Source organism: Flavobacterium rhamnosi, assembly GCF_048286515.1.
In the GTDB taxonomy this organism is placed as follows: Bacteria; Bacteroidota; Bacteroidia; order Flavobacteriales; family Flavobacteriaceae; genus Flavobacterium.
The window spans coordinates 135564-149348 of sequence record NZ_JBLVPS010000002.1 but is presented as its reverse complement, the minus strand read 5'-3'; the positions used below and the strand labels follow the sequence as shown (position 1 = coordinate 149348).

Below are 13785 nucleotides of genomic sequence, written 5' to 3'. Positions count from 1 at the left end.
TCGAAAAGTATCTTTATTGCAAAATTGAAATAATTTTTAGAATTAATGATTAAAATACAATAATATTATATGTTTAGTTTTATACAATTACAGGCCGACACCATTACCAACGCTGCGTCAAACGTAGTTATCGAAAAAATTGCTCCAAACACAGAAATATCCACTTTAGGATTTCTTTTAAAAGGCGGTGTGTGGTTAATCCCAATTGGAATCCTATTATTTTACACTTTCTATTTGATTATTGAGCGTTATTTGTACATAAGTAAAGCATCAAAAATCGACACTCTTTTGATGAGAGATGTTCGTGATAATTTAAATTCAGGGAATCTGGATTTGGCTCGATCTATTGCGGAAAGAAATAATACATCTTCGGGAAATATTGTAAAAGAAGGTATACTTGTAATCGGGAGACCAATTATTGAGATTGAATCCAATATGGACCGCGCTGCAGATATCGAAATAGGAGGAATGGAAAAGCATTTAGGCCATTTGGGACTTATTGCCGGAATAGCACCTACGCTTGGATTTATTGGAACTATCTCTGGAGTAATTAAAATATTTTATAGCATATCAGTCACTGAAAATATTAGCATTGGTAATATTTCCGGAGGATTATATGAGAAGATGATTAGTAGTGGTGCTGGATTAATAGTTGGTATTATAGCTTATAGTGGGTATCACTTATTAAATGGTAAGATTGATAATTTTGCTTTAAAAATTCAAAAGCAAATATTGGAATTCGTAAATATTATTCAAAGATCGTAACATGTCTATAAAACGAAAAAGAAGATTTCATGCCGAGGTGGCTACTTCGTCATTAAGTGATATTATGTTTTTCTTGTTGTTGTTTTTTCTGATCATATCCACTTTGGCTAATCCCAATGTTATAAAAATGACGTTGCCAAAAGCAAAAGCAAATGAGAAAACAAACAAGCAATACATTAGTTTATCCGTTACCGAGGACAAGAAATTCTATATTGATAAGCAAGCTGTTTCCTTTGAAGATTTGGAAACTACTTTAATGTCTAAAATGAATAGTGAAAAGGATCAAACAGTTGTTGTAAGGATCCCATTTAATCTACAAGTACAAGACTTAGTTGATGTGCTGCAAATAGGAGTGAAGAATAATTTGAAATTTGTTATTGCCACGAGCCCTAAATAATAGTGCAATGATTTTAAATGCAAATCGATAACGAATTTCTAAATTCGAACTGCATGTTTTAATTTTAACGTAGTTGTATAAAAAATGCCTAATCTTATAGGCATTTTTTATATCTTAAAATTCTATTTTTGTTTTTCTATTTTGTGTTGCTTCTTGAAAGTCCTGTTTGATTGCTAATTCAAATTGAAATTGTAAACGATTTTGCCTACTTGTTTTTCCGGAGCATCGCTGCTTGCATCCCATTTAGTGTTCATCGCTGCAATTCTTGCCTGGTCTAGTAAACATCTAGCTGTATTGGTTGTTCCTTTTATTCCTGCAACAGCGTTTATAGTTCTTCCTGTTCTGTCTACGGATACTTCAACAACAACTTTTCCTTGTTCGTTACAGGTGTATTTTGGTGCGGGTTTAGAAACTGCTTTTCTGCTTCCCAGGGAATATCCGACTCCGCCACCAGATCCGCTTCCTGTTCCTCCACCGCTACCTGAGCCGTATCCGCTACCAGTTCCAATTCCGGTTCCGGTGCCATTTCCACCACCTGTTCCGCCACCTGATCCTCCCGATCCATAATATCCATTAGAGCTTAAGCTTCCATTGGTTTTTCCTTTATTACCTGCCGTCTTGTCATCGCCATCACCGCCTTTGTTAGAACCTTTTAGGATGCTGGATAGCGCATCATTTGTATTGTTCGAAACTTTAGGCTTTACAGCCACTGGTTTTGTTTCCTCTTTTTTTATAACGGCAATAGGCTTTTTCGTTTTCTCTTTCTGCGGAATGACAACTGTTTCGTCGGTGCTGTTTTCCTGAGATAGAATAGCTTCTTCAGGTATTGCTTTTGCTGGTGTTTGTTTAGTATGGTTTTTTACTTCCAGAACTTCGCTTTTGTAATTTGCCCCAGAACCTAAATCGCTGTCTCCAAAATTTACGGTAACACCACCGCCACCACCGCCACCGGCAAGTTCAGCCATGTTTGATGGTGGCCAAAATCGGATGAAAAATAAAATCAACAACATTGTCGCATACAAAAGAGTAGATATTGCTAAAGATTTCTTTTGGTCTGATGAAATGGTGGAACTCATTTGTATTTTAAATTTAAAAAAGTGTATTACTAAAAAACGTGGAAAAGTACTAAAAATTGTCAAGAGTAAAAAGCTACTTGCAGAATATAAGTGAGTTTACTTTTATTTAAAATTGGAAATAAGAACAGGGATTAAATAGATATAATAAAATCTGCTTAATCCCTGTTCCGATAGTAAGTGAAAAGAATGCTATTTTTTTTATTTTAAGTAAGCTGCTTTAGTGCAATTTCAAAAGCGGTTGCGCTTATGTTAGTTTTACTGGGATTCAAATCATGCGCTTTTTCAATTGCTTTTTTAATAGTTTCCGATGTGTCGTGAAAGATTGCTTCATCGGTCATTTGTACTTTCTTTTCCATGAAATATGCAAAAACACGAGCCATTCCACAATTAGAAATAAAATCGGGGATCAAACTCACTTTATGGTCTACGTCTTCCATAATCGGACCGAAAAATATTTCTTTGTCGGCAAAAGGAACGTTAGCGCCACATGAAATTACTTCCAGGCCATTGGAAATCAAACTGTCAATTTGAGATTGGGCCACTAATCTGGATGCTGCACATGGCGTAAATATTTCAGCACCGATGGTCCATATTTTTTGATTTATTTCTTCAAAAGGAATCATATTTTCGGCAACCAGTTTGTTGCCGTCTTTAGCGAGGAATAATGCTTTTATTTCCTCGAAAGTAAAGCCTTCTTCGTTTATCAATCCACCGTCTCTGTCAATAATACCGATGATTTTTGCTCCCATCTCTGCCAGATAAAATGCTGCAGCCGAACCTACATTTCCAAATCCCTGGACAATGGCTTTCTTGCCTTTTACATCCCCACCATAAATAGTATAATAATTACGAACTGCTTCAGCAACGCCAAAACCGGTAATCATATCTGCAATAGTATATTTTCTGGAAACATCAGGAGAGAATTTAGGATTCTCAATTACTTTAACCACGCCTTGACGCAATTGACCAATCCTATTTATTTTATCGGCTTCTGTTGGTTTGAAATGACCGTTGAAAACACCTTCTTGCGGATGCCAAACACCACACTCTTCTGTCATTGGAATCACTTCGTGAATTTCATCCACATTCAAATCGCCACCAGTTCCATAATAACTTTTCAATAGCGGAGAAACCGCTTTATACCAACGTTGTAAAACGCCTTTTTTTCTTGGGTCATTCGGGTCAAAATTAATTCCAGATTTAGCACCACCGATAGCAGGTCCTGAAACCGAAAATTTCACTTCCATTGTTTTTGCTAAAGATAAAACTTCATTTATATCTAATCCTTTTCTCATACGGGTTCCGCCACCGGCAGCACCACCACGAAGAGAATTAATTACTGTCCAACCTTCTGCTTCTGTTTCGGCGTCTTTCCAATGGAAAACTATTTCAGGTTCTTTGTTTTCGAATTTCTTTAATAAATCTTTCATTTATTGCGATATGTTTAGTTTTGACAAATATAAAAAATAGAATAATGTGAATTATGTATTTTTACTATTATTTTACGTAAAAAATATTTCCAGAACTATGATCCATTTTAGCACCAGTTACACTACTTAAAACATTGATTTCTCCCCTTAATTTCAATACGCCAAGCAAAGCGAAAATTAATGCTTCTTTGAATTCCAGAATTATGGTTGACGGAATTATGATTTTCATTTTTGGTAAATAGAACTGGATGCGTTCGATCAGAAAATCATTGTAGGCACCACCACCAGTTACATAAAGATTTCCATTTTTATTCGGCAAAGCCAAACCGATTTGCAGTGCCACATGTTCTGTGAAAGTGCACAATTTGTCTTCGATGGCAATTTCGAAACGCTCAATTAAAGGAAGAACAGTTTCTTTTACAAATTCAAAACCTAATGATTTCGGGTATTTCTTTTGATAGAAATTTAATGAATTTAAAGAATTCAGTAAATTTGCATCGATTTTTCCAGTTCTTGAAATGCTCCCTTTATCGTCATAATCCAATGCCAATTGATTGGCATAGAAATTTAAAACGGTGTTCACCGGTGAGATATCAAAGGCAATTCGTTGCTTGTCTTGTTCGAAAGATACATTGGAAAAACCGCCTAAATTCATGCAGTAATCGTATTCAGGAAATAATATTCGATCCCCAATAGGAACTAGAGGAGCGCCCTGACCGCCAAGCTGAACGTCTTGTACTCTAAAATCGCAAACCACAGTTTGATGAATCAAAGAAGCCATTTCGGGTAAGTTGCCAATTTGCAAGGTAAAGCCATTTTGCGGTTGGTGTAAAATAGTATGCCCATGTGAACAAACGGCGTCTAAGTTTTCGATTTTATGTTTTTCGATAAAGGCTGTAATAATAGAACCAAGGAGTTGCGTATAATCCTGATTTAATTTTTCGAGTTGCTCTTTAGAATAATCGACCGCTGCTTTTAGCGTTTGTATCCAGCTTGAACTATAGGCAATGGTTTCACTTTCAAGAATTTCGAAAGTCCATTTATTGTTGTCTACACTAAATTGAATATGTGCTAAATCGACACCATCAAGGGAAGTTCCGGACATTACTCCGATAACGTTATAGTAATCTTCTTTCATTAAATAAATTTCTAAATCAAAATTGATAATTTAATAATAAAAAAGTATCTTTGGATGATTTTTTTACATAAAAAGTAATTTAATGCATGCAACTTAGAACAATCATCAATTTTAAAAGAAAAAGTAAAAAATGCAAAAAACTTTCTTAAGCTGTAAATTTAAGGATTGTAATTGAGTAATTTTACTTTTATTTGTAGAGTTGAAATTTTAATAAAATAAACAATATATAGTTATGGATTTTAATCTAACCGAAGAGCAGTTAATGATTCAGCAAGCAGCTAAAGATTTTGCTCAAAATGAATTATTGCCAGGTGTCATAGAAAGAGATGAATTTTCCAAATTTCCAACCGAGCAGGTAAAGAAAATGGCTGAGCTTGGTTTTTTAGGAATGATGGTTGATCCTAAATATGGTGGTTCGGGATTGGATAGCGTTTCTTATGTATTGGCAATTACTGAAATTGCAAAAATAGATGCGTCCTCAGCAGTAGTGATGTCTGTAAACAACTCTTTAGTTTGTGCAGGTTTAGAAAAATATTGCAATGAAGAGCAAAAAATGAAATATTTAGTTCCTCTGGCCAAAGGAGAAGTAATTGGTGCTTTTTGTCTGTCTGAACCTGAAGCCGGTTCTGATGCGACTTCGCAAAAGACAACAGCAATTGATAAGGGAGATTATTACCTAATGAATGGAACTAAAAACTGGATTACTAATGGATCATCAGCATCGACCTATATCGTAATTGCCCAGACTGATATTGAAAAAGGACATAAAGGGATTAATGCATTTATAGTTGAAAAGGGTTGGGCTGGTTTTGATATTGGTCCAAAAGAGAAAAAAATGGGAATCCGGGGATCAGATACGCATTCTTTAATGTTTAACGATGTTAAAGTGCCAAAGGAAAACCGAATCGGAGCAGATGGATTTGGATTTAATTTTGCAATGAGTGTACTCAATGGCGGAAGAATAGGGATTGCTTCTCAAGCTTTAGGAATTGCAACCGGTGCTTATGAATTGGCTTTGAAATACTCACAAGAGCGTAAAGCTTTTGGAAAAGAAATTTTTAAACATCAGGCTATCGCTTTTAAATTGGCGGATATGGCAACTCAAATTATGGCTGCCAGAATGTTGTGTTTTAAAGCTGCATCTGAAAAAGATCTAGGAATGGATATTTCACAATCGGGGGCAATGGCGAAGTTGTTTGCTTCTCAAACCGCTATGGATACGACTATTGAAGCGGTTCAAATACATGGTGGGAATGGTTATGTAGCCGAGTATCATGTAGAGCGTATGATGCGTGATGCTAAAATTACTCAGATATATGAAGGAACTTCTGAAATTCAACGAATTGTAATTTCAAGAACTCTAATTTCTTAACTCTAATTTTATAGTTATAAAAACCCTTTCCGATTTCGATTGGAAAGGGTTTTGTTTTTCAAATCGTTTTTTTAATATATTTACTGGAAGAGTTGTTTTTGATCATGAAAATTTAAAACATTGTAGTTTGGGGATACAAATTCTTTTGAACAAATCAGACAATTTTTTAGTACTGGTTTTAAAAGTGGAAAGAGGAAATTGTTTATTCTTCCTGTGCTGTATAAAGGATTTTTCGGTTGAAAAAAAAATTAAGATTGTAGCCGTTACTAAAACGGATAACGGTAAAATATAGTGTTCAAAAAGAGACTTTATTTGGGCGCTGACTAGAGTAACAGATGACCAGCGGAATAACGCAAAAATGCTTTCTGAAGCTTGAAGAGAGAAGCGTTGAAATAGCAAGTGATACCAATAAAATATTTTGAATCATAAATTATGGGATGGATAGTAGTTACTACAAAAAAGCGAAATGATTTCTCTGCAACTTTTACTTAGTAGTAAAGTGATTTAAAATGGCTAATCTAAAACGGTAATGCTTAAATCTTTATAATTCAATATAATCTCAAAATCAATTGTATAAGGAAGTGGAAAGCAAGAAAACTTTGATTTATAACAAAAAAATATAATTTCGGATAGCACAAAACTGTAGCTTCAATTATTTCGTATGTATTGTAAAATAGCCGGCAATGGCTTTTTTGATTCTAAATATCCTTTGTTTAAGAAATAAACGAAGTCTCATCTTAAAATTAAATTATAATGAAATTGGAGTGTAGTAAATGCCAAAAAAGCAATTTTAAATTGCGGAGTAGAAAACAAATCCTATTTATGTTCGTTAGTATTATTTCACTGACGGCATTTGCGCAAAACGAAAATAAGCGTAAAGCTCATTTCAATTTAGAGGGTCAAGTAGCTTTGCAAGGTTACGATCCTGTGGCGTATTTTAAACAAGGGAAAGCCGTAAAGGGTAAGAAAGAACTAACGGCATTGCATGAGGGCATAACCTATCAATTTTCAATACCAGTAAATAGAGAGTATTTCCTGAAAAATCCATTGCGATATGAACCGCAATTTGGAGGCTGGTGTGCCTATGCGATGGGAGATTCAGGTGAAAAAGTAGCGATAAACCCAGAAACTTTTAAAATTATTGAAGGGAAATTGTATTTATTTTACAATGCTTTTTTTAATAATACATTAAAAAGCTGGAATAAAGATCAAGCTAATTTGAAGTCAAAAGCCGAGTTTAATTGGAAAAAAATAATTAAATAATTATGGAAAATCCAATCTTTATCTGGGCACTTCGAATTGTAGCCGCTTCTATTTTATTTCAAACATTGTATTTTAAGTTTACAGGTGCCGAAGAAAGTATTTATATTTTCTCTACTCTAGGGATGGAACCTTATGGGAGAATTGGCTCTGGAATTGTTGAATTGATTGCAGTTGTTTTAATTTTGGTTCCAAGAACAACCCATTTGGGAGCATTGATTGGCGCTGGAGTTATGCTTGGCGCAATTTTTTCGCATTTATTTATACTTGGAATTGAGGTACAGAACGATGGAGGAGTTCTTTTTATTCTGGCACTATTTACTTTCCTTTGTTGCGCTGTTTTGGTTTTTAAGAATAAAAAAAAATATCAAATTTGTTAAAATTAAAACTATAATATGCTTATACCTTCTATTAATAATAGTCTAAACGAATTGATTGGTTTGCTGAATCAATTATCGAAGACAGAATACGTAAATTCATGCGCTGAATTAAGCAATGCCAGTATTGGAGAACATACCAGGCATGTTATCGAAATGTTTCAGTGCCTTGAAAATCAATACGATTTAGGTGTTGTAAATTATGATAAAAGAGAACGCAATATTTTGATTCAGACTGATGCGGCCTGTGCTATTAAACACATTCGGATCATTCAGGATAATTTAGAAAAGGAGAATAAAAATATTGAGTTACAACAGCTTATTGATGGAGAGGAAATACGAATCGAAAGCAATTATCACAGAGAATTACTTTACAACTTAGAACATTGCATTCATCATCAGGCGCTTATTAAAGTTGCTATTTTTCAATGTGAAAACGTCAGCGTTGATGAAAATTTTGGGGTAGCCCGTTCTACAATTGAATACAGAAATCAATGTGCACAGTAAGTTTTGTTCATGTAAATGATACCATTATCATTACCTCAAATCGAGATGAAAAAGTAGTCCGGCCAAGTGCAATACCCCCTAAAGAGTATACCATAAACGGTACGAATGTTATTTTTCCGAAAGACCCAAAAGCGGGTGGAACCTGGTTTGCTGTTGCTGCAAATGGGACTGTTTTAGTCTTATTAAATGGTGCTGACGAAAAGCATAAGGTAGCGCTTCCTTATCGAAAAAGTCGTGGTTTAATTGTTTTGGATATTATTAGCAGGGTGTCACCAAAGGATTTTTGGGCGGAAATTGATTTGGAAAACATCGAACCTTTTACATTAGTTTTATTCCAGGAGTCGGCGCTTTTTCAATTGCGATGGAACGGAAAAGAGAAAGTATCAATTCCTTTAGATATTCATAAAAATCATGTTTGGTCTTCATCGACGTTATATCCTGCTGCAATTCGGGAGAAACGCACGAATTGGTTTTATACTTTTTTGAATGCAAATCCTGCGATTTCAGAAACAGAGATGCTTCATTTTCATCGTTATACTGAGGAGGATAATCAGGAAAACGGATTGGTTATTAATCGGAATGAGCAAATGAAAACCTTGAGTATTACACAATCGGTAATCGAAAAAAATAAAGTCGCTATCTTGCATTGCGATTTGATTGCACAAAAAGAGTATAAGACCTCATTTATCACAATTTAAAATTTTCTCAGTTGAAATTACTTTTTCATAAGATTACGCATTGGGAATATTGGCCGTTTCAGCTTGTTTATATTCCAATTTATTTTCTTTGGGCATTTTATTCTCTTAAAGCAAAATCGATTTTTTTCTTTAACGCCTCTAATCCGACCATAAAAAATGGAGGATTTATGATGGAGTCTAAGAAAGCAATCTATGATTTAATTCCGCAGCAGTATTATCCAAAAACCGAACTTATCGCAGCAGGAACTGCACTGGACGAAATTTTTAAAACCATCCAGTTATCAGGTATAAAATATCCATTGATAGCGAAACCGGATATCGGTTTGCGTGGTTCTGGAGTGAAGAAAATTGACACTGTTGCCGACTTAAAAAGATATGCTGAAAAGGCAAATTTTGATTATGTAGTACAAGATTTAATTCCTTTCAAGAATGAAATTGGGATTTTTTACGTGCGTTATCCACACGAGAAAACAGGTAAAATAACAGGGATCGTTTCCAAAGAATTTCTAATAATTACTGGAGACGGAACTTCCACTATTGAACAGTTGATTAAGAAAAATCCTCGGTATGAATTGCAGCTTAAAGTATTGAACCAAGAATACGGTAAGAAATTAAGGGAGGTGTTGCTCAAAGGAGAAGAGCTAAATTTAGTGCCGTACGGGAATCATTCACGTGGTGCGAAGTTTATTGATGGAAGCCATTGGATCACGCCAAAATTAACCGAAACGATTAATGAATTGTGTTTGCAGATTCCTGGTTTTTATTTTGGAAGACTGGATGTTATGTACAACACTTTGGATGAATTGGAACAAGGAGAAAATTTCGCAATCGTTGAATTGAATGGTGCTGGAAGTGAACCTACACATATTTATGACCCGAAACATTCTTTGCTGTTTGCCTGGAAAGAACTTGCGCGGCATATTACGTATATGTTTGAAATAAGTGTTGAAAATCATAAAACAGGAAGTCCGTATTTGTCTCATGAAGATGGAATGAAAGAATACCGTTTGCATTTAGAGCAAAGCAACAGGATTGTAAATTTCTAATAAAATGAAAGTTGTAAAAAATATTTTCGTTGGTTTTATTGTCAGCTTTATTGGCTCTGTTCCCCTTGGATATTTAAATATTATTGGATTCGAAATTTATTCGCTATTAGGAATCAATAGTTTGATTTTCTATTTGCTGGGTGTTATTTTCGTTGAGGTTTTTGTCATTTACTTTACGCTGATTTTTGCAAATCAATTGGTAAATAATAAGAAATTGATGAAAACAATTGATTTTTTTGCTGTTTTCTTTTTACTGTTTCTGGCCTATACTTTTTATGCTCATACGAATCAGACAACAGAAAATGATAACGGCTTAGAAAAATTTATGATGTATTCGCCTTTTTTCATCGGCGTATTTTTGAATTGTATCAATTTTCTTCAAGTGCCATTCTGGACCGGATGGAATCTCTATTTGATTAACGGAAATTATATTGTCATCGATAAAAGACTCAAATATTATTATGTTTTTGGAACTGTTGTAGGGACGTTTTTTGGAATGCTGGCTTTGGTCACTATCCTGAATTTGTTTTCCCAAAATACAGCTGGTTTTTCAAAATATGTGTTACCAGTAATTATTCCTTTATTTTTTGTAGTTTTAGCTCTGATTCAAATGTATAAAGTCTACAAAAAATATTACAGGAAATAAGAAATTAACCGTAGCTGTCTGTAAAGGATTGCTGCTTTTAACCAAAGAATTACAAACTATGAAAATTACACTTTTACTACTTCCATTACTTTTATTCGGATGTGTGTCGACTTCTTCGGTTACTACTCCGGTTGCAAACAATACCCAATACAAACCAGTTGAAGTTGCTTATAAGGTCAAAGAATCAGATGTTGCTGAAACATTGAAGTATTTAACTTTGGACGAATTAGAAGGAAGAGAAACCGGAACAAAAGGAATGATAAAAGCAGCGGATTATTTGGAGCAGTTTTTTAAAAACAACAATGTAAAGCCTTATTTTAAATCGTATCGGGATACGATATCAACTTTCAAAGAAACTGCATTTAATATTGTAGGTTTTGTGGAAGGGACTGACCCTGTTTTAAAAAATGAATTTATAATTTTAAGCGCGCATTACGATCATATTGGAATTGATAAAAAGGGAGTCAATGGAGATTTCATAAATAATGGCGCCAATGATGATGCATCCGGAACCACTGCTGTTGCTGAAATGGCGAAATATTTCAGCAGTACTCAAAATAATAAAAGAAGTATTCTTTTTGTGTTTTTTACGGGTGAAGAAAAAGGGTTGTTAGGGTCTAAGCATTTGGCCAAAAAGCTGAAAGATCAGGATTTTAAATTGTATGCCCAGTTCAATATTGAGATGATTGGTGTGCCAATGAAAAGAGAGTATCTAGCTTATATTACTGGTTTTGATAAATCTAATATGGCTGCTAAAATCAATGAATATACAGGAAAAAACACCATTGGTTTTCTTCCAAAAGAAGCCGAATACGAATTGTTTTACAGATCCGATAATTACTCATTTTATACTCTTTTCAAAGTCCCTTGCCAATCGGTAAGCACTTTTGATTTTGAAAATTTCGAATTCTATCACCATGTTTCGGATGAATTTAAAGCGATGGATTTGCCTCATATGACTTCGTTTATTCAGGAATTATTACCTGCAATTACACAAATGGCCAATTCTCCAACGCGTGAAATTCACATGAAGTAACGAATCTTAAGAGACTGGTTGCTTCATCTCATAAGCCAATATAAAATAGTCGTTGTTGTTGAATTGAAAATCCGCAATTATAGACCATTTTAATTTTTCGGTATGCGCTTTTGTGGAAGGGATATTAGTCTTGTTGATAAAGGTCAAAGCCAATGGATATCTTTTAAGAATGTGTTTTCTCATAAATTCAAAAAGGGGTGTTATTAATCCTTTTCCTCTGTATTCCTTATGAATGCAAATCGGTCCATATTGAAAACTATTGGTTGTAGTAATATCGAAATCTAAAAATGTCAGCTTAGGAAATAAAGTAGTCATATAAGCGAAGATGGGCCATTGGCTGTAAAAATCCCAGCCTCCTGCAAAAATATAAGCAATGATTTTAGTGTCGTCTTTAGCAAGAAATAAGCCTTCCTGTCCTATGATTTCAGTTAATTGAGCAATTGAGAACGGCGTGGTGACAAAGCCCGAAGCTTTTTCTTCTTCGGATAAATTAGAGACAAGATACAATTCCTGTAATGCTAATATGCCTTCTATATCATTTAATTTTGCTATTTCTAATTGTATATTCTGTATCATTTGTTGTGAATTGAAGTAGTAATTTTTCTCGGCAAAATTAAGCATAATTGTAGAAATCCTTATTTTTATATTCAAAACAATAGGAAGGGGCAAAATGATGTTTTTTTTAGTGTTTTTGTTTATTTTTGCTGCATGAAAAATATTATCATTACAGGAACCAGCAGAGGGATAGGATATGAGTTGGCATTGCAATTTGCTAAAGCAGGCTATCAGGTTCTAGCTATTTCCAGAAAAATTCCGCAAGCTTTACTGGGCAATGCAAATATCACTTGTCTTTCGGTTGATTTGTCTGTTGAATCTGAATTGGCAAAAGTGGAAGGATTCCTTTCGGATTCCTGGAAACAAATTGATGCCGTCATTCACAATGCAGGAAGTTTGTTGTTGAAACCATTTTCCGAAACGACTCAGGATGATTTTGAGCAGATCTATAAAGTCAATGTTTTTGGCGTTGCCAACCTAACAAGAATTTGTATGCCTTATTTGCAAAAAGGAAGCCACGTGGTAACGATAAGTTCTATGGGTGGAATTCAGGGAAGCTTAAAGTTTGCAGGACTTGCAGCCTACAGTTCCAGTAAAGGTGCTGTAATTACCTTATCAGAGCTGTTAGCCGAAGAGTATAAGGAAAGAGGTGTGGCATTTAATGTTTTGGCATTAGGTTCCGTTCAGACAGAAATGCTGGCTGAGGCTTTTCCAGGTTATCAGGCGCCAATATCAGCAAGTGAAATGGCAGATTATATTTTTAATTTTACGCTGACTGGAAATAAATATTTCAATGGAAAAGTATTGCAAGTGTCTTCTACTAATCCTTAGAATTAAAAGATAAATTCATAATTCCTAACGCATACCTATTTTGAGCGAAACCTTAACAAGATATTTACCGGAACATGCTGTAAAACCAGTCTTTGAACTTATTGTCGCCAATCAGGTGCATCTTAAGATAGTCAACGAAAGGCAGACACGTCATGGTGATTATCGAAAAGGCTTAAATGGGAAGCATGAAATTACTGTAAATTCAAACCTGAATAAATACAAGTTTCTGATTACCCTTATTCATGAAATTTCGCATCTGGTTGCCTTTGAAAAATTTGGACGAAATATTAAACCACATGGAAATGAATGGAAGTATTCTTTTCAGCGGTTGATGATACCATACATTCGTCCCGAGATTTTCCCGAATCATTTGCTGCCGCTGTTGGCGAGGCATTTCAAAAACCCGACAGCCAGTAGTGATACAGATGCTACTTTAGCTTTGGCATTGAAACAATTTGACCAGGAGAATGATAAAAACTATGTGTTTGAGATTCCGTATGGCAGTGTTTTCCGAATCCAAAACGGAAAGATTTTTAAGAAAGTGGCAATTAGAACCAAACGTTTTGAATGCCTGGAGATAAGTTCTGGCAGAACCTATCTATTCAATCCTAATGCTGAGGTAGAGCTGTTGAAAACAAATCAAATTTGATG

The 13785-nt window shown here is 34.7% G+C and carries 16 protein-coding genes; 12 read left to right on the top strand and 4 right to left on the bottom strand.

Annotated elements, in window-relative coordinates; genetic code table 11:
* Positions 1-69: 69 nt before the first annotated feature.
* Both ACNQGN_RS02265 and ACNQGN_RS02260 read left to right on the top strand, forming a co-directional pair.
* Positions 70-765 carry a MotA/TolQ/ExbB proton channel family protein gene (locus ACNQGN_RS02265; RefSeq protein ID WP_417986233.1) on the top strand — a complete coding sequence of 232 codons (696 nt, stop codon included), beginning with the start codon at positions 70-72 and terminating at the stop codon, positions 763-765.
* Position 766: 1 nt separating this feature from the next.
* On the top strand, positions 767-1162 hold the full coding sequence (locus ACNQGN_RS02260) for an ExbD/TolR family protein (RefSeq protein WP_417986232.1): 396 nt from the start codon (positions 767-769) through the stop codon (positions 1160-1162).
* Between the two features lie 173 nt (positions 1163-1335).
* Here ACNQGN_RS02260 and ACNQGN_RS02255 read toward each other — a convergent pair whose 3' ends face one another.
* The 3 genes from ACNQGN_RS02255 to ACNQGN_RS02245 form a co-directional block, all read right to left on the bottom strand.
* Positions 1336-2238, bottom strand: coding sequence for an energy transducer TonB (locus ACNQGN_RS02255; protein ID WP_417986231.1), 903 nt, complete (start codon positions 2236-2238; stop codon positions 1336-1338).
* A 203-nt stretch (positions 2239-2441) separates the two neighbouring features.
* Positions 2442-3668: a Glu/Leu/Phe/Val dehydrogenase dimerization domain-containing protein gene (locus ACNQGN_RS02250; protein WP_417986230.1), complete on the bottom strand. Its 1227-nt coding sequence runs from the start codon at positions 3666-3668 to the stop codon at positions 2442-2444.
* A 67-nt stretch (positions 3669-3735) separates the two neighbouring features.
* Positions 3736-4806, bottom strand: coding sequence for an anhydro-N-acetylmuramic acid kinase (locus ACNQGN_RS02245; protein ID WP_417986229.1), 1071 nt, complete (start codon positions 4804-4806; stop codon positions 3736-3738).
* Positions 4807-5038: 232 nt separating this feature from the next.
* Between ACNQGN_RS02245 and ACNQGN_RS02240 the strand changes: the two genes are divergently transcribed.
* From ACNQGN_RS02240 to ACNQGN_RS02205, 8 genes are all read left to right on the top strand, one after another.
* Complete coding sequence (locus tag ACNQGN_RS02240; RefSeq protein ID WP_417986228.1) at positions 5039-6178, top strand: acyl-CoA dehydrogenase family protein; 1140 nt, start codon at positions 5039-5041, stop codon at positions 6176-6178.
* An 822-nt stretch (positions 6179-7000) separates the two neighbouring features.
* Positions 7001-7441, top strand: a complete 441-nt coding sequence (locus tag ACNQGN_RS02235) for a YHS domain-containing (seleno)protein (RefSeq protein WP_417986227.1) — start codon at positions 7001-7003, stop codon at positions 7439-7441.
* 2 nt (positions 7442-7443) lie between these two features.
* The gene (locus ACNQGN_RS02230; RefSeq protein ID WP_417986226.1) at positions 7444-7818 is read left to right on the top strand and encodes a DoxX family protein; all 375 of its coding nucleotides are present in this window, start codon (positions 7444-7446) and stop codon (positions 7816-7818) included.
* A 15-nt stretch (positions 7819-7833) separates the two neighbouring features.
* On the top strand, positions 7834-8322 hold the full coding sequence (locus ACNQGN_RS02225) for a DinB family protein (protein WP_417986225.1): 489 nt from the start codon (positions 7834-7836) through the stop codon (positions 8320-8322).
* Positions 8310-9020, top strand: a complete 711-nt coding sequence (locus tag ACNQGN_RS02220) for an NRDE family protein (RefSeq protein ID WP_417986224.1) — start codon at positions 8310-8312, stop codon at positions 9018-9020. The genes ACNQGN_RS02225 and ACNQGN_RS02220 overlap by 13 nt, the downstream gene beginning before the upstream one ends.
* 11 nt (positions 9021-9031) lie before the next feature.
* Positions 9032-10066 (top strand): ATP-grasp domain-containing protein, encoded by a 1035-nt coding sequence (locus ACNQGN_RS02215; RefSeq protein ID WP_417986223.1) that lies wholly within the window; start codon positions 9032-9034, stop codon positions 10064-10066.
* Between the two features lie 4 nt (positions 10067-10070).
* Positions 10071-10712, top strand: coding sequence for a hypothetical protein (locus ACNQGN_RS02210; protein WP_417986222.1), 642 nt, complete (start codon positions 10071-10073; stop codon positions 10710-10712).
* Between the two features lie 58 nt (positions 10713-10770).
* Positions 10771-11748, top strand: a complete 978-nt coding sequence (locus tag ACNQGN_RS02205; RefSeq protein ID WP_417986221.1) for a M20/M25/M40 family metallo-hydrolase — start codon at positions 10771-10773, stop codon at positions 11746-11748.
* Positions 11749-11754: 6 nt separating this feature from the next.
* Here ACNQGN_RS02205 and ACNQGN_RS02200 read toward each other — a convergent pair whose 3' ends face one another.
* Entirely contained in the window at positions 11755-12324 is a 570-nt protein-coding gene (locus ACNQGN_RS02200; RefSeq protein ID WP_417986220.1) for a GNAT family acetyltransferase, read from the bottom strand.
* A 132-nt stretch (positions 12325-12456) separates the two neighbouring features.
* Here ACNQGN_RS02200 and ACNQGN_RS02195 point away from each other — a divergent pair, with 132 nt between their 5' ends.
* Both ACNQGN_RS02195 and ACNQGN_RS02190 read left to right on the top strand, forming a co-directional pair.
* On the top strand, positions 12457-13134 hold the full coding sequence (locus ACNQGN_RS02195) for an SDR family NAD(P)-dependent oxidoreductase (protein WP_417986219.1): 678 nt from the start codon (positions 12457-12459) through the stop codon (positions 13132-13134).
* Between the two features lie 40 nt (positions 13135-13174).
* Entirely contained in the window at positions 13175-13783 is a 609-nt protein-coding gene (locus ACNQGN_RS02190; protein WP_417986218.1) for a SprT-like domain-containing protein, read from the top strand.
* Positions 13784-13785: the final 2 nt, after the last annotated feature.

What these genes read in the sequence shown, in the direction of transcription:
- ACNQGN_RS02265 (WP_417986233.1), top strand. Translation starts at nt 70, where the DNA reads ATGTTTAGTTTTATACAATTACAGGCCGACACCATTACCAACGCTGCG.
- ACNQGN_RS02260 (WP_417986232.1), top strand. Translation starts at nt 767, where the DNA reads ATGTCTATAAAACGAAAAAGAAGATTTCATGCCGAGGTGGCTACTTCG.
- ACNQGN_RS02255 (WP_417986231.1), bottom strand. Translation starts at nt 2,238, where the DNA reads ATGAGTTCCACCATTTCATCAGACCAAAAGAAATCTTTAGCAATATCT.
- ACNQGN_RS02250 (WP_417986230.1), bottom strand. Translation starts at nt 3,668, where the DNA reads ATGAAAGATTTATTAAAGAAATTCGAAAACAAAGAACCTGAAATAGTT.
- ACNQGN_RS02245 (WP_417986229.1), bottom strand. Translation starts at nt 4,806, where the DNA reads ATGAAAGAAGATTACTATAACGTTATCGGAGTAATGTCCGGAACTTCC.
- ACNQGN_RS02240 (WP_417986228.1), top strand. Translation starts at nt 5,039, where the DNA reads ATGGATTTTAATCTAACCGAAGAGCAGTTAATGATTCAGCAAGCAGCT.
- ACNQGN_RS02235 (WP_417986227.1), top strand. Translation starts at nt 7,001, where the DNA reads ATGTTCGTTAGTATTATTTCACTGACGGCATTTGCGCAAAACGAAAAT.
- ACNQGN_RS02230 (WP_417986226.1), top strand. Translation starts at nt 7,444, where the DNA reads ATGGAAAATCCAATCTTTATCTGGGCACTTCGAATTGTAGCCGCTTCT.
- ACNQGN_RS02225 (WP_417986225.1), top strand. Translation starts at nt 7,834, where the DNA reads ATGCTTATACCTTCTATTAATAATAGTCTAAACGAATTGATTGGTTTG.
- ACNQGN_RS02220 (WP_417986224.1), top strand. Translation starts at nt 8,310, where the DNA reads ATGTGCACAGTAAGTTTTGTTCATGTAAATGATACCATTATCATTACC.
- ACNQGN_RS02210 (WP_417986222.1), top strand. Translation starts at nt 10,071, where the DNA reads ATGAAAGTTGTAAAAAATATTTTCGTTGGTTTTATTGTCAGCTTTATT.
- ACNQGN_RS02205 (WP_417986221.1), top strand. Translation starts at nt 10,771, where the DNA reads ATGAAAATTACACTTTTACTACTTCCATTACTTTTATTCGGATGTGTG.
- ACNQGN_RS02200 (WP_417986220.1), bottom strand. Translation starts at nt 12,324, where the DNA reads ATGATACAGAATATACAATTAGAAATAGCAAAATTAAATGATATAGAA.
- ACNQGN_RS02195 (WP_417986219.1), top strand. Translation starts at nt 12,457, where the DNA reads ATGAAAAATATTATCATTACAGGAACCAGCAGAGGGATAGGATATGAG.